The sequence below is a fragment of the Ruegeria sp. YKSF57 genome, assembly GCF_059612585.1.
Window position 1 is genome coordinate 61,713 of sequence record NZ_JBXWQW010000017.1, and the last position, 22,364, is coordinate 84,076.

The 22,364-nt window shown below is 56.2% G+C and carries 22 protein-coding genes; 9 read left to right on the forward strand and 13 right to left on the reverse strand.

The window, feature by feature from the left end:
- Positions 1-44: 44 nt before the first annotated feature.
- The 4 genes from AC2FLX_RS09010 (at position 45) to AC2FLX_RS09025 (ending at position 3,157) form a co-directional block, all read left to right on the forward strand.
- Entirely contained in the window at positions 45-1,343 is a 1,299-nt protein-coding gene (locus AC2FLX_RS09010) for an NAD(P)/FAD-dependent oxidoreductase (RefSeq protein ID WP_480750305.1), read from the forward strand.
- Complete coding sequence (locus AC2FLX_RS09015) at positions 1,340-2,098, forward strand: DUF1365 domain-containing protein (protein ID WP_480750306.1); 759 nt, start codon at positions 1,340-1,342, stop codon at positions 2,096-2,098. Before AC2FLX_RS09010 ends, AC2FLX_RS09015 begins: the two co-directional genes overlap by 4 nt.
- Positions 2,099-2,132: 34 nt before the next feature.
- Positions 2,133-2,705, forward strand: a complete 573-nt coding sequence (locus AC2FLX_RS09020) for a DUF3833 family protein (protein WP_496810660.1) — start codon at positions 2,133-2,135, stop codon at positions 2,703-2,705.
- A 134-nt stretch (positions 2,706-2,839) separates the two neighbouring features.
- Positions 2,840-3,157 carry a DUF3775 domain-containing protein gene (locus tag AC2FLX_RS09025; protein WP_480750308.1) on the forward strand — a complete coding sequence of 106 codons (318 nt, stop codon included), beginning with the start codon at positions 2,840-2,842 and terminating at the stop codon, positions 3,155-3,157.
- Positions 3,158-3,224: 67 nt separating this feature from the next.
- On the opposite strand, the gene AC2FLX_RS09030 is transcribed toward AC2FLX_RS09025, so the two are convergent.
- The 8 genes from AC2FLX_RS09030 to AC2FLX_RS09065 form a co-directional block, all read right to left on the reverse strand.
- Entirely contained in the window at positions 3,225-5,675 is a 2,451-nt protein-coding gene (locus AC2FLX_RS09030) for a GcvT family protein (RefSeq protein ID WP_496810661.1), read from the reverse strand.
- 88 nt (positions 5,676-5,763) lie between these two features.
- Complete coding sequence (locus tag AC2FLX_RS09035) at positions 5,764-6,747, reverse strand: GlxA family transcriptional regulator (RefSeq protein ID WP_496746171.1); 984 nt, start codon at positions 6,745-6,747, stop codon at positions 5,764-5,766.
- Between the two features lie 10 nt (positions 6,748-6,757).
- Complete coding sequence (locus AC2FLX_RS09040) at positions 6,758-7,651, reverse strand: homocysteine S-methyltransferase family protein (RefSeq protein WP_480750311.1); 894 nt, start codon at positions 7,649-7,651, stop codon at positions 6,758-6,760.
- 11 nt (positions 7,652-7,662) lie between these two features.
- Entirely contained in the window at positions 7,663-8,712 is a 1,050-nt protein-coding gene (locus AC2FLX_RS09045) for an alcohol dehydrogenase catalytic domain-containing protein (RefSeq protein ID WP_480750312.1), read from the reverse strand.
- Between the two features lie 38 nt (positions 8,713-8,750).
- On the reverse strand, positions 8,751-11,201 hold the full coding sequence (locus tag AC2FLX_RS09050) for a GcvT family protein (protein ID WP_480750313.1): 2,451 nt from the start codon (positions 11,199-11,201) through the stop codon (positions 8,751-8,753).
- Positions 11,202-11,216: 15 nt separating this feature from the next.
- A complete protein-coding gene (locus AC2FLX_RS09055; RefSeq protein WP_496810662.1) occupies positions 11,217-11,597 on the reverse strand; it encodes a GFA family protein in 381 nt (126 codons plus the stop codon).
- Between the two features lie 4 nt (positions 11,598-11,601).
- Positions 11,602-12,225, reverse strand: coding sequence for a LysE family translocator (locus AC2FLX_RS09060; protein ID WP_480750315.1), 624 nt, complete (start codon positions 12,223-12,225; stop codon positions 11,602-11,604).
- On the reverse strand, positions 12,225-12,794 hold the full coding sequence (locus AC2FLX_RS09065; RefSeq protein WP_480750317.1) for a helix-turn-helix domain-containing protein: 570 nt from the start codon (positions 12,792-12,794) through the stop codon (positions 12,225-12,227). The genes AC2FLX_RS09060 and AC2FLX_RS09065 overlap by 1 nt, the downstream gene beginning before the upstream one ends.
- Between AC2FLX_RS09065 and AC2FLX_RS09070 the strand changes: the two genes are divergently transcribed.
- Positions 12,783-13,190 carry a DUF1294 domain-containing protein gene (locus tag AC2FLX_RS09070; protein WP_496746179.1) on the forward strand — a complete coding sequence of 136 codons (408 nt, stop codon included), beginning with the start codon at positions 12,783-12,785 and terminating at the stop codon, positions 13,188-13,190. The two genes, AC2FLX_RS09065 and AC2FLX_RS09070, sit on opposite strands and share 12 nt — an antisense overlap.
- 19 nt (positions 13,191-13,209) lie before the next feature.
- Here AC2FLX_RS09070 and AC2FLX_RS09075 read toward each other — a convergent pair whose 3' ends face one another.
- The gene (locus AC2FLX_RS09075) at positions 13,210-13,665 is read right to left on the reverse strand and encodes a GAF domain-containing protein (protein ID WP_480750320.1); all 456 of its coding nucleotides are present in this window, start codon (positions 13,663-13,665) and stop codon (positions 13,210-13,212) included.
- Between the two features lie 63 nt (positions 13,666-13,728).
- Complete coding sequence (locus tag AC2FLX_RS09080; protein WP_496810663.1) at positions 13,729-14,901, reverse strand: thiolase family protein; 1,173 nt, start codon at positions 14,899-14,901, stop codon at positions 13,729-13,731.
- A 99-nt stretch (positions 14,902-15,000) separates the two neighbouring features.
- On the opposite strand from AC2FLX_RS09080, the gene AC2FLX_RS09085 reads away from it, so the two are divergent.
- The 3 genes from AC2FLX_RS09085 to AC2FLX_RS09095 all read left to right on the forward strand — a co-directional run bounded on the left by AC2FLX_RS09085 (position 15,001) and on the right by AC2FLX_RS09095 (position 17,596).
- Entirely contained in the window at positions 15,001-15,345 is a 345-nt protein-coding gene (locus AC2FLX_RS09085; RefSeq protein WP_480750324.1) for an STAS domain-containing protein, read from the forward strand.
- A gap of 15 nt (positions 15,346-15,360) precedes the next feature.
- Positions 15,361-15,822 (forward strand): ATP-binding protein, encoded by a 462-nt coding sequence (locus tag AC2FLX_RS09090; RefSeq protein WP_480750325.1) that lies wholly within the window; start codon positions 15,361-15,363, stop codon positions 15,820-15,822.
- A 196-nt stretch (positions 15,823-16,018) separates the two neighbouring features.
- A complete protein-coding gene (locus tag AC2FLX_RS09095; RefSeq protein WP_496810664.1) occupies positions 16,019-17,596 on the forward strand; it encodes a gamma-glutamyltransferase family protein in 1,578 nt (525 codons plus the stop codon).
- 24 nt (positions 17,597-17,620) lie between these two features.
- Here the strand turns inward: AC2FLX_RS09095 and hspQ are convergent, their stop codons facing one another.
- Positions 17,621-17,947 carry a heat shock protein HspQ gene (hspQ, locus tag AC2FLX_RS09100; protein ID WP_480750327.1) on the reverse strand — a complete coding sequence of 109 codons (327 nt, stop codon included), beginning with the start codon at positions 17,945-17,947 and terminating at the stop codon, positions 17,621-17,623.
- Between the two features lie 276 nt (positions 17,948-18,223).
- On the opposite strand from hspQ, the gene AC2FLX_RS09105 reads away from it, so the two are divergent.
- Positions 18,224-18,805 (forward strand): transglycosylase SLT domain-containing protein, encoded by a 582-nt coding sequence (locus tag AC2FLX_RS09105; protein WP_480750329.1) that lies wholly within the window; start codon positions 18,224-18,226, stop codon positions 18,803-18,805.
- A gap of 18 nt (positions 18,806-18,823) precedes the next feature.
- Here the strand turns inward: AC2FLX_RS09105 and AC2FLX_RS09110 are convergent, their stop codons facing one another.
- Positions 18,824-19,420, reverse strand: coding sequence for a LolA family protein (locus AC2FLX_RS09110; protein ID WP_480750331.1), 597 nt, complete (start codon positions 19,418-19,420; stop codon positions 18,824-18,826).
- A gap of 39 nt (positions 19,421-19,459) precedes the next feature.
- Entirely contained in the window at positions 19,460-22,363 is a 2,904-nt protein-coding gene (locus tag AC2FLX_RS09115; protein ID WP_496810665.1) for a DNA translocase FtsK, read from the reverse strand.
- Between the last annotated feature and the right edge of the window lies 1 nt (position 22,364).

Here is a 22,364-nt window from a genome sequence, read left to right on the forward strand (position 1 = left end):
TGCCCGAGCCGCGTAGTGTGAGTAGAGAACAAACGGAGGCCTGGATGCCATTCGAACAAAGAGATGCGGTAGCCCGCAAGATTGCCGTCATCGGCGGAGGCATTTCCGGCATGGGCGCCGCAAACCTGTTGGCTGACAGCCACAGAGTGACTCTCTTCGAATCCGAGAGGCGCTTAGGTGGACACGCGCGCACGAAAATTGCAGGAAAACATGGCGATCAACCGGTCGATACCGGCTTTATCGTGTTCAACAAGGTTACGTATCCGCATCTCGTCTCATTGTTCGAAAGGCTGGACGTTCCCATAGCTGAAAGTCGTATGAGTTTTGGTGTTTCAGCCAAGGGCGGCGCCATCGAGTACGCGCTGCACGGTGCGGACGCCCTGTTTGCTCAGCGGCGCAATCTGGTACAGCCAAATTTTTTGCGAATGGTGCGGGATCTGTTCCGGTTCAACGCACGAGCCCTGCAGTTTTCTAAAAATCATTCGATCACCGTGCGCGACCTGCTCAACCATTTGAAAACCGGAGAATGGTTCAGATCCTACTATCTCGAACCGTTTTCAGGGGCGATCTGGTCGTCGCCCAAGGAAAAAATGCTGGACTTTCCCGCCCATGCCCTGATCCGGTTTTTCGATAACCACCTGCTGCTCGACAACTGGCGTGATCATAGGTGGTACACGGTAAAGGGAGGATCGGTCGAATATGTGCGTCGGCTTGAGGCAGCGATGCGCCGTAAGGGAGTAAAGGTTCGAACGGGCGCGTCAATCAACGCTGTGCGCCGAACCTCATGCGGTCCGCAGGTAAAGGCAGTGGCCGATGAATGGGAGCAGTTTGATGATGTCGTGTTCGCAACCCATTCTGACGACACCCTCTTGCTGCTTGAAGATGCTTCGCCTCAGGAGCGTTCTGCACTCGGTGCCATCAAATATCAAAGCAACGACGTTGTCCTTCACGCCGACCCGGGGGTCATGCCGAAAAGGCGCAAGTGTTGGGCGAGTTGGGTACACACCGAGGACGCCATGCCCCAATCCAACCGGGTCGACATCACTTATTGGATGAATTCACTGCAACCGATCCCTTGGGATGACCCGATGTTCGTTACTTTGAACTCGCGGCACCGGATCCGTGACGAATTGATCTATGATGAAGCGGTGTTCCGGCACCCGATATTTGATCTCGCCGCCTTGCACGCTCAACAGGACATTGGCAGGTTCAACGGCGCCAACGCAACTTGGTTTTGCGGTGCCTGGATGCGAAACGGTTTTCATGAGGATGGTCTTGCCAGCGCAGTTGACGTGGTCGAGGCAATCAACCGTTCCAACACTTTTCGGGTAGCGGCCGAATGAGCGCGATAGAACATATCGCGGCGCACACATTTCATGGCCGCAAGGGAAGGGTCGAAAACTCCTTTCGCTATTCGCTTGATTTCGTGATGTTCGACCCAGAGACGGATAGTTCAGCGCCTCTTCTGTTTTCGCGCGATGCCTTCAACCTGATGAGCGTCCGGGATATTGATCATGGTGGCTCCCCCGGCAAAGGCCATGGGGCAAAATGGCTGCGGAGGCTTTTCTCAGAGTTCCAAATCACGCAGCCTTCACATCTCGCGCTGCTCACGCAGCCTCGTGTACTGGGGCATGGTTTTAATCCGGTCAGCTTCTGGTTCTGCTTCGATGCGAACAGCAAGCTGTTTGCGGTCGTCGCCGAAGTCACCAATACCTTTGGAACGCGTCATAGCTATATTTGTCACAAGCCCGACCTGTCTGAGATCGGGCCTTCGGATCGACTGAGCGCAAGAAAGATGCTGCACGTCTCACCCTTTCAGCCACGTGAGGGCGAATACACATTTCAATTCGAACTGCAAAAGGATCGCGTCGGTGTCCGGATCGACTATGGCCGCGAAAAGGGAGGGCTAGTCGCGACGCTGACCGGACACCGGCGAATCCTGACCAACCGAGCCGTACTGTGGGCTTTCGTTCGGCGACCGTTCGGGGCGCGGCGGGTTCTAGCGCTGATCCACTGGCAGGCATTGAAACTCTGGTTCAAAGGCGCAGGATTCCGGACGCAACCAGCACCGCTCAGCCCCGATGTAAGTCGCGAATAGTGCGCCCAAGGGCGCGAGATGGGATAGTTGAAATATGGCCTCACTATTGATGTTCTTGCTTGGCGTGGTTTCCGTAGTTTTGGCAGGTCTCATGGTGCGGCGACGTTGGAGTTTTACCGCTCAGCGGCCCGACGACTATGATCAGGATTTCAAACAAATTGACATTCGAAGGATCCTGAATGGTCCTATAGCTTGCGAGGGCGTGATTTATGGCCCTATGGGACGTGTGGTTTCACGGTTCACCGGTGACTTTCATGCAGAATGGCAGGGCGACAATGGCCGGCTGGAAGAACGATTTCTTTTTGACACCGGAAATGCGCTTACACGTGTGTGGAACCTGACCCTCGGCAAAAATGGAGAAATCATAGCCTCTGCCGATGATTTGCTTGGCACAGGTCGCGGCGTGCAAAAAGGTTCGGCAGCGCATTTGAAATACCGCATACGCCTAACCGATAACGCTGGCGGGCATGTGCTGGATGTTGTGGACTGGATGTATTTGACTCCGAGCGGCGCACTCATGAACCGGTCGCAATTCCATAAATTCGGCTTTAAAGTGGCCGAAATGATTGCGGTCATGCGTCCGGTGAATGAGGCGACACAAGGTTAAACGGCCTAATCTGAGGTGTCCGCCATAACAGACGCACAGTGGAGCCGTGCCCCCCTGTTTGCTTAAGATCAAAGACGGGATGCCCTTGGTTTGATTGTGATGGACACAACCAAGCGGACAGAGGAGTACGGAAAATGCTGGAGATTTCGCCCAGAAAAGTGGCGCAAGTAGCCCTGATGGGGCGGGAATTGGGGCGCGCTGAAGGCGAATTGCGCGCATTTATCGACCGGATGAGCGAGGATGAACAGGCCGAGCTGGTCGCGATCATGTGGATCGGTCGCGAGAGTTTTTTTGCTGAAGATCTGGCAGAGGCTGTCGCGACTGCCAGGGCTGAAGCTTCTACACCATGCGCCGACTACCTGATCGGCACCCCACATCTGTCGGACCACCTTGAAAATGGGTTGGATGCGTTGGGTATTTCCGCAGAGGATGTGGAAAATGACCTGATGTAACCACTACCTAGGAACACGCAATAGCCGGGGCATAAACCCCGGCTTTGTTGTTCGAATTTCTGTTTGATCAGGCTTTCACACGCTCGGATTTAGGATCATACATCGGCTTGAGCGAAGCCTCGGCCTTGACCTTGGTCCCGCACACGTCGATCTCGTATGTCGAGGCGAAAATATCCGCCGCCTTTTCACCGCGGCAGGGCACATAGCCCATACCGATGGCCGCACCCAGTGCGTGACCATAGTTACCCGAACTCAGATAGCCAATATATTCGCCATCCCGCACGATAGGTTCGTTGTGGAACAGAAGAGGCTCGGGATCGGTCAGTTTAAATTGCACCATACGGAAATTCGGTCCGCTCTCCTTGCGCTCGGCCACTGCTGCCTTGCCTATGAAATCAGGTTTCGACAGATCGACCGCAAACCCCAGCCCCGCATCGATCACGTTGTCTTCGCAGGTAATGTCGTGGCCGAAATGGCGGAACGCCTTTTCGATGCGGCAGCTGTCCATCATGTGCATGCCGCACAGTTTCAGGCCCAAATCTTCACCCGCCTCCCACAAGGTTTCGAACACGTGACCCGAAAATTCCGTCGGAATATAAAGCTCCCACCCCAGTTCGCCCACATAAGAAACCCGGTGCGCGCGGGCGATCCCCATACCGATCTCGATCTGTTGCGCGGTTCCGAACGGATTGACCGCGTTGGAAAAGTCGTTGGGCGAAACTTTTTTCAGCAACTCGCGCGAATTCGGCCCCATGACCGCCAGCACGCCTTCGGTGCTGGTGACATCGGTGATGACCAAGCGGTGATCCCCCACTAGGCGGCGCATACGCGTTTCATCGGCCAACCGGGTTACAGCCGGGGTCACAACCAGAAAGGCTGTTTCTGACAGGCGAGTGATCGTCACATCCGCCTCGATCCCACCACGAGTGTTGAGGAATTGGGTATAGACGATCTTGCCGACCGGTACGCTCAAGTTCGCGCCGCAGATATTGTTCAGAAACGCCTCGGCGTCCGGCCCCTCGACCCGCAGTTTTCCGAACGAGGTCATGTCATACATGCCCACGTTCTCGCGCACCGCACGATGTTCAGCCGCCGAGTTCTCAAACCAGTTCTGCCGCTTCCAGCTATACCGATATTCGCGTTCCTGCCCTTCTTTCGCGAACCAGTTGGCGCGCTCCCATCCGCCGATTTCGCCGAAAACGGCACCCTGTTCCTTGAGGTGATGATGAAACGGCGTGCGCCGCACCCCTCGAGCCGTCGCCATCTGACGATAGGGGAAGTGATCGGCATAAAGCAGTCCCAACGTTTCCTTGGAGCGCTCGAAGAGATAGTGCTTGTTGCCCTGGAACGGGTGCATTCGCCCGATATCCACATCGCCCAGATCAAACGGTTTTTCACCATCTTCCATCCACTGCGCCAATGCCATGCCCGCGCCGCCCGCCGACTGGATACCAATAGAGTTGAAACCGGCGGCGACCCAGACATTGTCCATCTCGGGCGCAAGGCCCAAGTGGTAAGCATCATCGGGGGTAAAGGATTCCGGACCGTTGAAGAAAGTATGGATGCCTGCCTCGGCCAGCATCGGCATCCGGTTACAGGCCGCTTCCAGGATCGGCTCGAAATGGTCGAAGTCTTCGGGAAGCTGGTCGAACTCAAAGCTGTCGGGAATGCCGTCCATACCCCAGGGTTTGGACTTTGGTTCAAACGCGCCCAAAAGGATCTTGCCTGCGTCTTCCTTGTAATAGGCGCATTCATCCGCCACCCTCAGCACAGGCATCTGTTTAAGACCCGGAATCGCTTCGGTCACGATATAGAAATGTTCACAGGCATGCAGCGGAACGTTCACACCGGCCATTTTGCCAACTTCACGACCCCACATACCAGCACAGTTGACAATGTGATCACATTCGATGTGACCCTGCTCCGTACCATCATCCGATGCCCAGTCCACTCCGGTCACGCGGCGGTTGTGCCGTTTGATACCGGTTACCTTGACGCGCTCCTTGATCAACGCCCCATTCTGACGTGCGCCCTTGGCCATCGCCAACGCGATATTGGCCGGATCGCCTTGCCCGTCCAGCGGAAGAAAAACACCCCCGGTCACGTCATCGGTGTTGAGGTATTCGTATTTCGCCTTGACCTCTACCGTGGTCAGTTCATGCACTTCAACGCCGAATGCCCGTGCCATAGCCGCCGTGCGGAACAGTTCTTCGCGGCGCTCTTTGGTCAGGGCCACGTTAATCGATCCTGTGCGCCGGAACCCGGTTTCCACCCCGGTTTCTTCGCTGATCCTGCCATAAAGTTCCTGCGTATATTTGGCCAACTTGGTCATGTTCGACGACGGGCGCAGCTGTGCAATCAGGCCGGCCGCGTGCCAAGTTGTTCCGGACGTCAACTGCTTGCGTTCCAGCAGTACGACGTCCTTCCAGCCTATCTTGGTCAGGTGATAGGCCACCGAACATCCGATCACACCACCACCGATGATGACCACGCGGGCCTTGTTGGGAAGGTCAGCCATTTTCAAAGACTCCGATTCTGATTTAACCGCATCTTGCCATTTAAAGACGGCAAGAAATCCACCAAAAACGTCAGAACAATCGGGAAAATCACCCTGCTTCGCCAGCGCGCCGTTTGCTGCGCATGGCAAAGGGCGTAATGCCAAAAACGCTTTTGTAGACCGCCGAAAAACCGTTGGGGAACCCACAAGCCAGCCCGATTTCATGGATGCTCATCGTCGTGTTCAGCAGCAGATTGTTGGCCTTGGCAAGACGCAATTCCCTGTAGTACCCGTTCGGTGTCGCCCCCAAATAGGTTCTGAACTTGCGTTCAAGAGATCGGTTCGACAGGTCCAGCGCAGCAACAATTTCGTTGATCGGTACCGGTTCTTCGATATTGGCTTGCATGATCTCCAGAGCCTGATCCAGTTTACTGTCACCTGTTTCGCTCGTCCGGACACCGGAATATGGCTGCATCGAGCCGAAGTCGCGAATATGTTCGTGCAGCATCACGTTCGCGACCGTCATTTTGGCCGCTCCCGAAACATGGCGACCAATCAAGGCCAAGGCGATATCCACGGTCGACCCCATACCAGCGCAGGTGACAACGGGCCCATGTTCGGTGGCGATGGAATACTTGGCGACAAACCCGCTGCCACGTTCGCTCAAAAACGATGCGTTCTCCCAGTGGGTCGCGTGATCCTGCGCCCCTTTGTCCTTGATATACCGGCTGGCGGCCTCCGCCAGAAGAAAGACCTGCGCTCCGCGATATGTGTAACCCGAAATCACCCGTGTCAGAGAAAGCGCGGGATTGTCCGGATCGGAGTTTCCGATGACGAAAACATAGTCGGCATCTGGCTGGGTTGGGATCGGCGTCGTCTCGACAAACGCATCGGATCGACTGCGCACGACACCGCCATCCAGTGATCTATAGGCCCATTGAAATGGAGGTTGCGGGCAAACGCGATTAGCAATTCTTATGACGTCGACAATCCCCGCCACTTCGATCAATACAAAGCCGTCCGCAACGACGATGTCGATCTTCCATTTTTTGGGGACCGTATTGTCTTTTCGTCTTGCCGGTCTGGCTGTCACAAGCCTGCCCTCACGCAATCTTGTGGCCCGCAGCGCGGAGGCGGTGAGCTAGTGCTTCGATATGATCCGGGCCGACCTCACAGCAACCACCGACAATCGTGGCGCCTTGCACGATCCAGCCCATTGCGAGTTCGGCATAGGCCGCCGGGTCTAGGTCCTGGCGCTGTTCCAGTGCATCCACTGTTGGTTCATCTTTCAGGAATCCTTCAGAGATGCGGGTAAACCCGTTGGCGTAGGCCCCGTATGGCTTTCCCATCGTCTTGAGGATATCTAGCGCTGCCGCGATAGCCTCGGGAGGCGAACAGTTGATCAGGACGGCTTCAGGGTCGAACCGCGCGACCAGCGGGGCAATATTGCCCAGTGGTTCGCCTGAGCGCAGGCGGGTGCCATCATCATCCATGACTGTGAGCGCCAGCCAGACCGGTTTTCCGCATTCATGTGTTCCGCGTAGCGCACCATCGGCCTCTTGAACCGAAGATACGGTTTCGATCAGAAAAAGATCGACACGTTTCGACATAAGCACCACCAGTTCTCTGAACTTCTCTGCTGCCTCGGCAGGATCAGGGTTCAGATCAGGGCGATATGAGGCCAGCAATGGTCCCAGCGAACCAGCTATACGACTGCCCGTGACATCGCGCGCACGTTCTGCCTGCGTCAAAGCTGTGTTGATCAGTGCCGGCATCTGATCCTCCAATCCGACGCGGACAAGACGCGAACGGTGGACTGCGTATGTGTTGGTTGTCGCCACAGTCGCACCGCGCCTGAAATAATCAGCATGTACATCACCTACCAGGTTCGGATGATCGATCATCACACGCGTGGACCAAAGCGGAGTTGCCCGGTTACCGCTGCGCTTGACCAGTTCTTGACCAATGGATCCGTCCAGAAGCGTTATTTCAGCCATGATTGACCTCTTTATGGAATGAGAACAATTTTTCCGGGAAGGGATTTGGATTGAAATTCCTCCTGCGCCTGGAGGATGTCACGCAGAGGATAGGTTTTTGAAACAACCGGCCTAATCCGACCTTCATTCATGAGCGAAACGAGACGTCCAAAGACTTCAGGCGCCTGATGCGTGCAGCCATGAATGGTGATGTCGCGCAGATAGATGTCGCGCAAATCCGCTTCGACAATCGGCCCAGCGATCGCACCCGATACAGCATAGTGCCCACCCGGTTTTAGGGACAGAATTAGTCCGGGCCAGGCAGGGCCACCAACAACGTCGATCACCACTTCGAACGTGTCATTCGGCAAAGCGCTATCGCGGTCGAGAGTCTCTGCAGCGCCCTGGTCCCTGACAATGCGGGCCTTGGCCGGACTGGTCACGCCACATACTGTGGCACCCCGAAGAGCAGCAAGTTGCACGGCGGCGAGGCCGACACCACCTGATGCGCCGGTGACCAAGACCTTATGTCCCGCCGTGACGCCAGCGCGGGTCAGCAAGTTCTCCGCCGTGCCGAACGCACATGGGATCGCCGCAATCTCGACATCCGTCAGCGGAGAGCCCGAGACGTCATACAGGTCATCAGACTCGACGAGGCAATATTCAGCAAATGCTCCGTCTATTTCAGAACCCAGCGCGATATAACCCCAAGGCGCACCGGGACGGGGGCGCGGAAGGTTGACCGGGCATGTAACGCGTTGCCCAGCGCGAAATCGCTCTGCACCAGGACCGACTTCCTCGACGATGCCGCATAGATCACCGCCCTGAATGCGAGGAAAGTTCAACGCTCCTCCCCATCCACCTTCCTCGACTTCTTGGTTCACTTCGTTGGTGGCCCCGGTTACGTTCGAAGAATACCAACCCACCCTCGTGTTGATATCGGTATTGTTCACCGCCGCTGCGGCGACGCGTACAAGAACCTGTCCCGGCCCGGGGGTCGGGACAGATATATCATCGCGCCATTCCAACGCCTCTGGCCCACCGTGCCGGGTGAGATATATACCTTGCATGCGCCGGGTCATCATTCTCTCCTATGTCTTGGTGAGCCGACATTAGCACATCAGGCGCGCAACCGTTCGTTGGCAGGGTCCCAAAGTGGTTGGTCTTCCTGAACCACGGCGCGGCATTTCTGGCCATAGATTTCCACCTCAAGCTCGGTCCCGGGCACCGCAAGTTCAGAGCGAACCATACCCAAGGCAATCGAGGCATTCACTCGATAGCCCCAGGCCCCTGATGTGGTTTCCCCTACGATCTGACCGTCGTGCCAGATGCAGGACATATACGGTGCATCTGCGTCATCCGCTTCCACGATCAGGGTCACGAAGCTTTTACTTACCCCTTGCTGTTTTTCATTCTGGATTGCAGCCTTGCCAACGAAGTCCTGTGGCTTGTCGAGTTTCACGAACCGTTCAAGACCTCCCTCGAGCAACGAGTAGTCGGTGGACAGATCACCTTTCCACGCCCTGTACCCTTTTTCGACGCGCAGCGAGTTCAGAGCGTACATGCCAAACGGTTTGGCTCCCGCACCAAGGATAGCCTCATAAATGGCGGGCTGGTTCTCATTGAGGCAATGCACCTCCCATCCCAATTCGCCAGCAAAGGAAACACGAACCAGACGGCAGGGTTGCCCGGCCAAAACTGCATCCTGATGCGTCAGCCAACCCATGGACAGATCCGCTTTGGCCCCAATTTGCTCCAGTAGGTCCCGAGCTTTCGGGCCGCTCACGATCATGGTTCCCCAGTCACGAGTATGGTCGGTCAGACTGACTCCCGCAGGCAAGTTGCCTTTCAGCAACTCGAAATCATGCCATTGGGCTGCACCCGCGGTGATCATGGTGAAGTGGTCCTCGGAATGGCGCATACAGGACATTTCCGTCAAAATGCGGCCCCGGCTATCCGAGAAATAGACTAGGTTCATCCGGCCGACTTTCGGAAGGCCACCTGTGATCAAGCCCCGCAGGTAGTCCGCCGCACCTGTGCCTTCGAGATTGAAGCGGGAAAACCCCGGAAGATCGAGTACCCCGACAGAGTCGCGCACGGCCTCGCATTCTTCCTTGATGCGTTGCGCCCACGGGCCGGAGCGTCCCCAAGTGCGGGTTGATTCAAGTGAGATATCGTCACCCGGCTGCGCAAACCAATTGGCGCGTTCCCATCCGTTGAACGCCCCCATCACACCACCAAGGTCTTTCACCCTTGCATGAACCGGGCTGAGTTTCTTGTCACGCCCAGCGGGCCATTCGTGATACGGGAAATGCATGGCGTATTCGTTGCCATAGACTTCCAGGCCCTTCTGGTTGCAGTAGTTCTGATCAGTATAGTCCGTGTAACGACGTGGGTCGACGGCCCACATGTCCCATTCGGTGTGACCATCGACGATCCATTCGGCCAATACCTTACCAGCACCGCCACCTTGAGCGATGCCAAAGGTGAACACGCAGGCCTCGAAGGCGTTTTTGACTCCCGGCATCGGGCCAATCAGCGGCAGGCCATCCGGAGCATATGGAATGGGGCCATTAATCACACGGGATACACCTGCCGTGCCAAGCGCCGGAACGCGTTCCATTGCATCGGTTACGATATCCTCGATCCGGTCAAGGTCGTCATTCCATAGCTGAAACGAGAAGTCTTCGGGCATCGGGTCGTCCTCGGACATCCAGTGCCCCTTGCAATTGGGTTCATATGGACCGAGGTTGAAACCGTTCTTTTCCTGCCTCAGGTAGTAGGAGATATCCACGTCGCGCAGCAACGGCAGCTTTTTCCCAGACTCCTTTGTATAGGCCTCGATCTCAGGAATCTCTTCACTTAGCAGGTACTGGTGGCTCATCACCATCATGGGCACAGTGCGCCCGCCATAGGGTTTGAACCACTCGCCCACTCGCTGGGCATAGTAACCAGCGGCGTTCACCACATAATCACAAGCGATGTCGCCTTTTTCAGTGTGCACCATCCATGAGCCATCATTGTTCTGCGTAACGCCAGTGGCCGGGGTGAAACGCAAAATTCTTGCACCCATGTCGCGCGCGCCCTTGGCCAGCGCCTGCGTCAGCTGAGCGGGATCGATGTCACCGTCATGCGGATCATAGAGCGAGCCTACAATGTCATGGGTTTCGAGGAAAGGATACCGCGCCTTGGTTTCTTCCGGGCTGAGGATCTCGATATCCATACCCTGATACCGACCCATGGCAGCGGCGCGCTGGAACTCCTGCATCCGCTCCTTGCTGTGCGCCAACCGGATAGACCCAGTTACATGATAGTTCATCGGATAATCGACTTCTTCGCCCAAACGCGAATACAGCTCTGTCGAGTAGCGTTGCATGTTCATGATCGCCCAGGAAGTCGAGAACGTCGGTACGTTCCCGGCGGCATGCCATGTAGACCCGGCGGTCAACTCGTTTTTTTCGAGCAGAACGCAGTCAGTCCAACCTTTCTTGGCCAGATGGTAGAGCGAGGAGGTCCCCACAACACCGCCACCTATGATGACCACGCGGGCTTTCGTCGGAAAATCACTCATAGTTCTAAGTCCCTGTCATTGCGCCTGTTGAGGCAAGTTGTCCGTGATGTCGTAATAATCCCCTTTGTCGGCCACAAAGATGTGCCGCGCGAGGACAAGCCCGGTGGGCGCGTCCAGTGCACCCATCGAGATCGAAATCGTGTCCTCGTCATTGTGCTGCCAGAAGAGGAACGTACCGCATTTACTGCAGAACCCGCGTTTTGCGGTATCCGATGCGCGGAACCAGCCGAGTGCGCGGGAAGTGCTGAACGTCAAGTTATCTTGATGCGTCGAGGTCGATGCCCAGACATGCCCTGACTGCTTGCGGCACTGACTGCAATGGCAAACCGAAGGCGGGGAAAGCTCTCCGTCGATGTTGAAGGAAACCGAGCCGCACAAGCAGGAGCCAGTATGCATTGCGTTATCCTCTAGCTGCAGGCGCGGCACTGGTCCCCAGCAACACACCATAAATGATGAAACAGGTGGCCATGATCCGGCGCACCCAGACGTTAAAGACGGCACCAATGGCGGCCTTGCCCATCAGAGCGCCCAACAGGGTAAAGCCGGTATAGCTGAGGGTGGTTATCGCCAGAGCAGTGGGTACGATGACCACCATTTGCTGCCAGATCGGTACATCCGGTTGAACGAACTGCGAAAAAGCCGCCAGGTATCCCGCTACGCTTTTTGGGTTGATCGTGGCAATTGCCAGCGCATGTATATAGACGTGGCGAGCCGGGCGTTCGTCTGCGCGAACGGGCGTTTTGGCAGTCATCCAGCCCCGCACCCCTAGCCATATCAGAAAACCGGCTCCGATCAGTTTGGCGACAAAAAAACCGGTCGGAGATGCCGCGATAAGCGCGGTCACTCCAAGCGCCGACAGGATCAGAAAAGCACTGGCCTGAGTCAGGATTGCAAGCACACCAAGCATTGCCTTTACGAAAGGCAGACTCATTCCGTTTGAGATGCAATTGACCGCATTCGGCCCCGGTGTGGTGACAAAGACCACCCAGAACAGTGCAAATACCGTCCAAGCATCGAAACTCATCAATACACCGGTGGGGCGATGACCCAGACGGCCACGGCGGGTTCGTCATAGGGATTGGCCCATTGATAGGGTTCATGTTTGATCCGGAAGCTGTCGCCGGGACCAACGGTAAAGGCGCGGTTACCGATAATCAGATCCAGCCGACCCGAAACCATGTATCCGACCTCCTGCGTTGGCCGGTTGGCTGGGGTCTGCATCCGCGAACGGGGCCGGAAGGTCGAATGCACCATTTCAAAGTCATCTGTCAGATCAGGAGAAAGCAGTTCTTCGATCAGCCCTTCCTCACCAGAACCCATCGGGCGGCGCGACCCGGCGCGGACGACATATCCCTGCTCGTCTTTAAGTGCCGCGGAATGGGCGAAAAGCATCGACATCGGCACGCCTAGACATGCCGCAATCTGGCGCAGGTCCGAGATCGAAGGTTCGGACTTGTCGCGCTCTACCTGGCTGAGCCAACCAACCGAACGGTTAAGACGCCTCGCGATCTCGGTCAGCGTCAAGCCACGCGCCTTGCGCAAGGCGCGGATATCGGCCCCGAGTGTGGCGCTGTGACGGGCTTGCGTGTTCAAAAAACCGCTCCGAATCTCGTGAAATTTCTACTCACTTTTTCACGATGCCGCAGGTTCGTGAAATTTCCAAGAGATTTTTCATTTGATGGCCGGGGCCCGATTGGCTATGTCCGCCTAATGTGGATTGCAGTGATGTATCTATGGGCCGTCAACCTGTTGACCTTACTGGCCTTCGGCTGGGACAAATTGCGCGCAGGCCGTCGCAAGCGTATTTCCGAGCGCACTCTGTTATGGCTGGCGGTGATCGGTGGTAGCCCTGGGGCGGTTTTGGGAAGATGGGTTTTCCGCCACAAGAGCCGCAAACGTAGGTTCACAGTTTGGCTGATTGCGATCGTTGCCGCACAGGTGGTGGGATATGTCTGGTTAACCGAAGGTAAGCCGCCTTTTTTTCCCTGACACTGGTTGGCAGCGTGACTTACGAACGAGAAAAAACCCGAGACAGGATCGATGACAGGGCCTCGGCATCTTTTGTCGTAAACGCATCTGGCTGATCACTGTCGATATCAAAAACCGCGATGACTTCACCGCTTCCGTTGCGCACCGGCAAAACCAACTCGGACCGGGTCGAAGATGCGCATGCAATATGTCCGGGGAAGGCATCTACATCGGGAACTATAAGCACTTCTCCAGTCCGCGCTGCGGCACCGCAAACGCCACGATCGAAAGGAATGGCAAGACAGCCATGGCCGCCCTGATAAGGGCCAATCTTGAGCAGTTTAGGTTCCGTAACACGATAAAATCCCGTCCAATCGAAGCGGTCGTCGGCATGATGCACCTCACAGGCGACGGTGGCCATCAGCGCCACTTCATCGGTTTCGCCTTCGGTGAGGGCGGCGATGGTTTTTGCAAGAGAGGCGTAGTCGGCGTTCATGATTGTTTTCTTTCAACAATGCCGGGGGCGTTGCCCCCGGAATATTTGGAAAAAGATGAATGGTCAAATGCGCTCAACGGCGATGGCCGTGCCTTCGCCACCACCAATGCATATAGCTGCCACCCCGCGTTTGAGGTTTCGTTTCTCCAACGCGTTCAGAAGCGTCACGATTATGCGTGCTCCCGAGGCCCCAATCGGGTGCCCCAAGGCGCAGGCGCCGCCGTTTACGTTTATGATTTCACGCGGCAAGCCCATTTCTCTCATGAAGGCCATGGGAACGACAGCAAAAGCCTCGTTGACTTCCCACAGATCAACATCGTCCTTGTTCCAGCCGATGCGATCGAGAAGCTTCTTCGCAGCCGGTACGGGTGCGGTGGTGAAAAGACCCGGCGCCTGAGCATGGCTTGCATGCCCAACAATACGGGCCCGCACGGCCAAGCCTTGAGCCTCGGCCGCCTCGGCAGAAGCCAGAACCAGTGCGGCAGCCCCATCAGAGATGGACGATGAATTCGCAGCCGTCACAGTACCGTCCGAGCGGAAGGCCGGTTTCAGAGAGGGTATCTTGTCCGGACGCGCGGATTTTGGCTGTTCGTCGGCGTCGCAAATCACTTCTCCTTTGCGCGTTTTCACATTCACGGCGGTGATTTCGCCATGGAATGCCCCGTTATCCTGGGCCTTTAGCGCGTTGGAGAGGGATTGAAGCGCATATTCGTCCTGCGCCTCACGGGTGAACTGATAGGTTTCAGCGCAATCCTCGGCGAAAGTTCCCATCAGGCGGCCCTTGTCATAGGCATCCTCGAGGCCATCAAGGAACATGTGATCCACAACCTGTCCGTGGCCAATCCGGGCACCACCACGCATCTTGGGCAGAAGATATGGTGCATTGGTCATGCTTTCCATCCCACCCGCGATCATCGTATCGGCTTGCCCCAGCGCGATCTGGTCAAAAGCCATCATGGCCGCCTTCATACCCGACCCGCACATCTTGTTGAGCGTTGTCGCGGGCACCTCTTCACCCAGACCGCCAGCAAAGCCTGCTTGCCGTGCCGGGGCCTGCCCTTGCCCAGCGGGCAAAACGCAACCCATCAGAACCTCGTCCACTGTACATACACCCGCACCTTGCAGCGCGGCGCGGATCGCCGCCCCCCCAAGATCGGCGGCGGAAACCCCGCCAAACATACCCTGAAACCCGCCCATAGGTGTCCGTGCAGCCCCAGCAATGACAACAGCCTTCATTTTAAATATTCCTCCTGATCCAGGGACTTGAATACCGAATGGTAAGATTTGACGTCTAGCGTATTTCTACGCAAGGATTACGCTTTTTAGGGGGCAGGTATGGGGCTAACCAGCACTGCGGCGGGAAACGTTCAGGTGATCACCGTGCACGCGGATCGTATTGATGCGGCGATGGCGATCCAGTTCAAAGAAGATATGCGCAACGAGACGGAAAGTGGCGCAGAGTATGTGATCCTTGATCTGACTGCCGTCGAATTTATAGATTCCAGCGGATTGGGTGCCATTGTGGCCTCAATGAAGCAACTTGGGGGCGAACGCCGTCTGGATCTGGTCGGACTGTCGCCGATGGTAGAAAAGGTCTTTCGTTTGACGCGCATGGATACGGTTTTTGTCCTTTTCCCCAACCTGGACAGCGCCCTGGCAGAAGCAGCGGTATCCCGATAGCCGGAGGCAAACGTTTTGAAGCGCGCGTCCGACAGAAATTTTTTTGAGCTGGCGTTTCTAGCCACCGAGACCGAGGCCAGCGCCGGAATATCAGCGCTAGCTGCCCATTTTCGGTCCCTTGGGCTTTCCGAAGAGCATGCAGGCGAGGTGCGAATTGCCCTGACCGAAGCAATCAACAATGTAGTGGAACACGCATATGCTGGCGTCGAGCCGGCTCAGGTTCGAATAAACTGTCGTCAAACACAGGATCGCCTGGATATCCTTGTTTCCGATACCGGGAATCCGTTGCCCGGCGGCAAAGTCCCCTTGGGAGAGCCCGCAGATGTAGATACCTGCCTGCAGGAACTACCCGAGGGTGGGTTTGGCTGGTTTCTGATTCGCCAAATTGCCAACGATATCAAGTACGAGCGCAAACAAGGGTATAACCGCTTGTCCTTACGCTTTGATATGCCCCAAAACTTCCACCCTTCGCCATAATAAAGTCAAGGTCACAACATTGTCCCGCCGCAAACTTGGACGAACCTGATCATGTAGCTCAAGATAGCTTCCCTCGGCGCCATGCGTCACAGCCCCCACCAGTGAGCGGCGCCGAGGAACACCCCCCTAAAAACTGTTATTGGACTTTCTGCCAACACAGCCTAACTTCCGCACGTTCGACAGGAAGAGGCGAAAAATGCGTGATTTTCACCAGCCGGGGCGATCCGAAGTTCTGGCAACTGAAGGGATGTGTGCAACGTCTCATCCACTCGCAACGCAAGCCGCATTGGACATTCTCAAAATTGGCGGCAATGCGATGGACGCTGCAATAGCGGGAGCGACTCTTTTAGGCATCTGTGAACCGCAAATGACGGGGATCGGCGGTGATTGCTTTGTCTTGTTCAACCGTTCGGGCAACTCAGTTGTTCATGCCCTGAACGGATCCGGCAGATCAGCAAATGCATCCAGCGCTCGAGATCTGCGCAATTGCGGCTATAGTTCAATGCCTTTGTACAGCCCTCATGCTGTGACTGTACCCGGTGCTGTCGATGCGTTCTGCCACCTTTCGGAAACCGAAGGTCGCTTGGGCCTGGACAGGTTGCTACAGCCGGCAATCCACTATGCCGAGGCAGGAGTTCCCATCGCACCCAGAGTCGCGTTCGATTGGGGTTTGGGATCCGGAAACTTGCAAGGCGCTGGTCGGCACTTTTATTTGGTCGGCGGGAGAATCCCAATAATAGGTCAGTTGTTTCGCGCTCCCCAACAGGCCGAAGTCTTGCGCCGAATCGCGCGTGGCGGGAGAGAGGCCTTTTATAGCGGCGAAATTGCCGAAGACATGGTCTCCTCGCTCAACGCTTTGGGTGGAGTACACACGCTTGAAGATTTCGCCAACACTCGCTGCACCCAAACAACTTCCGTAAGCACCATCTATAAAGACGTCGAACTAGTTGAACACCCACCAAACGGCCAAGGGGCGACGGCACTTTTGCTGCTAAACATCCTCAGCCATTTCGATCTGGCATCGATGAACCCGTTGGGTTGCGAACGCGTGCATATCGAAGCCGAAGCAACAAAACTCGCCTATGACGCACGCAACCGCTTCATTGCCGATCCGGATAGCACTGAGCGGCTGGAACATATGCTTGCCCCGGAAACCGCCTCAAAACTTGCGAGCCTGATCAACGCCACTAAAGTATTACCACCGGTGAAGTCTCTGACCGAGGCGATTCACAAGGATACGGTGTATATCACCGTCGTGGATCGGGACCGAATGGCCGTGTCACTGATTTATTCGATTTATCACAGTTTCGGATCTGGCATTGCGTCAGACAAATTTGGCATATTGCTGCAAAACAGAGGTGCTGGCTTCAATCTGACCGCCGGCCATCCGAACGAGTTAGGCGGCGGTAAACGCCCGATGCACACCATCATCCCCGGAATGCTGCGCGAGAATGGTCGGGTAACAATGCCATTCGGCGTCATGGGCGGCGCCTATCAGCCAACGGGTCATGCCCGGTTCGTTACAAACCTCACCGATGCCGGCATGGGTTTGCAGGAGGCCATTGCAGCGCCTCGGGCATTTGCCGACAGCTGTGTTCTAAAAATCGAACGTGGATATCCGAATGAAGTGAAACAACAGTTGACCGATCTAGGGCACAAGATCGAGACGCCCGAAGCACCGCTCGGGGGTGCTCAGGCCATTCGAATTCGAGATGATGGTGTCCTGGAAGGCGCCAGCGATCCGCGAAAAGACGGTTGCGCACTGGGATACTGATGCCAAAAAAACGCTGCTGGACTTTCAATTTAGTTGGAAATGAAGCGGGTAAGCCCCGTCCCGAAATGGGCCAAACATATCCGGGATGTCCGGGTGATCGACAGGTTCCCCGGACCAGTCTTCGATCAGGTTCTGTTCGGAAACATAAGCAACGTAATAAGACTGATCGTTCTCGGCGAGAAGATGATAGAATGGTTGCTCTTTCGCCGGTCGGCTGTCCTCGGGAATCGCTTGATACCATTCTTCAGTGTTAGAAAATTCTGGATCAACGTCAAAAACCACCCCTCGGAAAGGGTGCTTTTTATGACGAACCACTTGTCCAAGGTGGTATTTTGCGTGTGTTTTCAACATTACTTGGCCCCCAAAGTCATTTTTACCCTTAACGCATCGCAAAAGTCCAATACTTGCTCAGAAATCGCAGGAAACAGTCTGTGAACTCTGACTTTACAGTTATCCCCACAGGTTGTTGCCACGTCAATTTTTCCTTTGCGCCATCAACTGTTGTACTCATTCCACAACTGAGGTGGAGATACACCAAATTGCACTGTTGAAGGACCCTTCATAACCGAATGTGATTTCATCGCGTCGCGAGTTGCGCTATCATCTGAAAAAAAAGGCAAGAGGCAGATGAGCAGATCTCTTTGCGCACTATTGGCGGTGCTGATGCTAGCGTCGTGCAGCGGTGGGTCCAAGACTCCTCCGCGCAATCTCAATGACGCTTGCAGCATTGCAAGAGAGCGCCCCGACTATATCAAAGCTTTCAAATCGACCGAACGCAAATGGGGTGTCCCGGTCCATGTTCAGATGGCAACCATCTATCAGGAAAGCCGTTATCGCGCTGACGCCCGCACGCCGCACAAGTTCGTTCTGGGCGTGATCCCGATGGGGCGGCAGAGCAGTGCTTATGGCTTTAGCCAAGCTTTGGACGGAACGTGGGAACAGTACCAGAAGGAAACCGGAAAACGGCGTGCAAAGCGGAACCGTATTCGAGACGCGTCCGATTTCATGGGTTGGTACATGAACAAAAGCTGGGAAAAGAACGGCATCCACCCCAGTGATACGCGAAACCAGTATCTGGCCTATCACGAAGGCCATGCCGGTTACGCACGCGGAAGCCACAATGGCAAATCCTGGTTGTTACGCGTCGCCGACGACGTTGATTCCCGTGCCGACCTGTACCGTCAGCAATTGACAGGTTGCCGATACTAGCCCTTGATGCAGCGCGCTTCAGCGATTGCCCGAGACGCGCGGTTCTCCGTCGATGAATAGGTTCTGGTTCAGGCTGTTTCCCGTTGTCAGCGGCCCCAGGATCACGGTCGTTCGTGCTCCGCCACTGTCATGCACGACCCATTTGCGCAGCTCCACCGGATCGCTCGTGAACATCAGTTCAATCTTGCCGTAATCCGGATTTTCCGGATCCTGCGCTGTAACAACGGTCGCGGTGCCGTCGAATTCATGTCCTACGACCATGTTGGCTCGACCAAGATCCACGGTCGGGGCCAGAACGATGGACAGTGGCGTTCGCCTGAGCGGGTACTGCTCGGGCGGTTGGTTGGATTTGGGATCGTGGATGATCACCGATCCGCCTTTGGCCAACACCACTGCTCGCTCGGGCGGGTCGTATTCGAACCGCATCCGACCCGGACGCTGCAACCACAACTTTCCAGTGCTTAGGGAAGCATCATCATTGACTTGGGTGAATGTGGTTTCAACAGTTTTCAAGCTGTTGAGGTAGTTCGAAATGTCTGCAAGCGGCAGTTTGTCTGCGGCCCAGGCCACTGGGGCCAGTAAGGAAAATGCAAGGGCATAAGCGATCTGTTTCATAGTGATCAGATAAGTGTTCTGCCCTCGCTTTGGAATGCCCTATTGTTCTGGCACCAGAATTTCGCGCTTGCCGACATGGTTGGCCGGCGAAACTATGCCTTCGTCCTCCATCTGCTCGACCAGCCGAGCAGCCTTGTTATAGCCGATAGCAAGCTTTCGCTGGATGTAGGAGGTCGAACATTTGCGATCCTTGATCACGATCGCAACGGCTGTGTCGTAGAGCGCATCTTCACCATCGGTGTTGCCGCCGGTATTCAGACCCAGAACTGCGTCGATGTTGTCTGCCTTTTCCTCGTCCGGGCCTTCAACCACACCACCCACATAATCGGCTGGGCCAAATGCTTTCAGGTGGTTGACGACCTCTTCGACCTCTTCATCCGACACGAACGGTCCATGGCAACGAGTTATCTTGGCCCCACCAGCCATATAGAGCATATCGCCCTGCCCCAACAGTTGCTCGGCGCCCATTTCGCCTAGAATGGTACGGCTGTCGACCTTTGAGGTTACCTGAAACGAAATCCGAGTGGGGAAGTTGGCCTTGATTGTGCCGGTGATGACGTCGACAGACGGGCGCTGCGTCGCCATAATCAGGTGAATACCCGAGGCGCGCGCCATTTGCGCCAGACGTTGGATGCAAGCCTCGATTTCCTTGCCTGCGACCATCATCAGGTCGGCCATCTCGTCGACGATGACAACGATATATGGCATGGCCTTGGGTTCGAACTGTTCTGTCTCGAAAATCGGCTCGCCGGTTTCCTCGTCAAATCCAGTTTGGACAGTACGGCTGAACATCTCACCTTTGGACAGCGCGTCCTTCACCCGACCATTATAGCCCGCGATGTTGCGCACGCCCATCTTGGACATCTTGCGATACCGATCCTCCATCTCGCCCACGACCCATTTCAAGGCAACGACCGCTTTTTTCGGATCGGTCACAACAGGACTTAGCAGATGCGGAATGCCGTCATAAACCGAAAGCTCCAGCATCTTGGGATCGATCATGATCAGGCGGCATTCGTCTGGCGTCAGCTTGTAGAGCAGCGACAGGATCATGGTGTTGATCGCCACCGACTTACCCGACCCCGTGGTCCCGGCAATCAGCAGGTGGGGCATCTTGGCGAGGTTGGCCACAACCGAACCGCCACCGATGTCTTTGCCCAGCGCCAACGGCAAAGCATGATTTCCGTCTCCAAAATCCCGGCTGGCCAGGATTTCCCTCAACACCACCATTTCGCGATTGTCGTTAGGTAATTCGATCCCGATGACCGAGCGGCCCGGCACGGTCGAGACCCGCGCTGAAAGCGCCGACATCGAGCGTGCGATGTCGTCGGCCAAGCCGATGACGCGGCTGGCCTTGAGGCCCGGCGCCGGTTCCAGCTCGTACATGGTGACGACGGGACCGGGGCGGACGCTGACGATCTCGCCCTTAACCCCATAATCGTCGAGCACGTTTTCCAGCATCCGCGCGTTTTCCTCAAGCGCTTCGTCGCTGAGGTGATGGCGCTGGATGTTTGCTGGGTTGGACAGCAGGTTGAGCGGCGGCAGCTCAAAATCAGCAGCGTTGTCTTCAAAGGACAGCGCCGGTTGCGCCTCGGCCTGCGCCCGACGCGAAGGTTGTGGCACACGGCGGACGGGTTGTGCCACGACGGGTTTGCGTGGCTCTGCAATCGGGATCGGCATACGAGGAGTAGAGGGTGAAACTTCCGACTCTTCGTCGATCATCGGTTCATCGGCAAAATCGTCATAGGTTTCGACCACATGCTCGTGACCGGCTTGATCCCAACCCGGCTCAAAAGCATTCAGCGCTGGTTCCATCGGCAATGTTACACCTGCAGTCAGCGGCGGCTCGGGTGGCAGTTCGCCACCCCGGTTCACATTCAGGATCAGTGGATCCGGCCCACGCCCACGCCCTCTGGTCAGCGGCCTGTTTGGATCTGGTTCAGGCTCCATCGAACCGGTGGCAACCTGCCGGTTCCGCACAGCCGCGGCAATCTTGGATCGAATACGGTCGTCCCCGGGCATCTCGTCATAACCCTGTACCGGTACGGCTTCGACCAGTTCAGGTTCTGGCATTGGGTCGGGGCGACGGATCAGGCCCGGCATGCGTGCCAGCAGTCCAGATTTCGGAGTGCGTTCCGCCTGAGGGGGATGGGCATAGCCTTCTTCAAAAAACTCTTCCGAAAATGCTGTGTCGTCATCAATTGAATGGTTGATCACAGCGCGCGCTGCAGCGCGTCCATCGGCCCATTGCGCCCGACGGTCCCGTGCCGCCCGCGCCGTCGCCTGTGCCCCGCGCCCTATGAGTGCCATCAGCATGTCGTAAGTCATCACCAGGCCCAGCAGAAACGCCCGGAAACCGCGTCTTACGTCGGCCATAGTGAAACCGAGAACAAACACACCCAGCGTCAACATGCCTGCGGCCATCGCAAGCGACATCATCTTGACCATGAAGTGCGACGATATGGGTAACAGCGTCAGCAGCGCACCCATCACGGTATCCCCGAACAGCCCGCCAAGGCCAAAGCTGTGCGTTGTGCGCCATGCATCACCCGGAACAAGTGTCGCAGCATAGACGGATACGATCGCAATCCAGATCGGAGCAAAGATCAGGCGTGCGATGGCCCGGTCTTCGCCCGAATGAACTGCAAACCGAACGCCCCAGCCCGTCAGCACCAGAGCGACGCCCCAGCTGCCCCAACCCACAATCATGAACAACGGTGCTGCGATGGATGCACCCGCTCGTCCCATCCAGTTCTGAACCGGCGCGTCTGTCGATACCATCCAGTTCGGGTCGTCCGGTGTATAGGAAACGATCATCGCAGCGGCAGCCAACCCCAGCAGGATCAATACGATCCCGATCAGTTCCTTGCCACGCCTTTCGATTGCCGCCTGCATCTTGCTGTCCAGCAACGGATCGCGACTGCGCGTGTTGTATGATGCCATG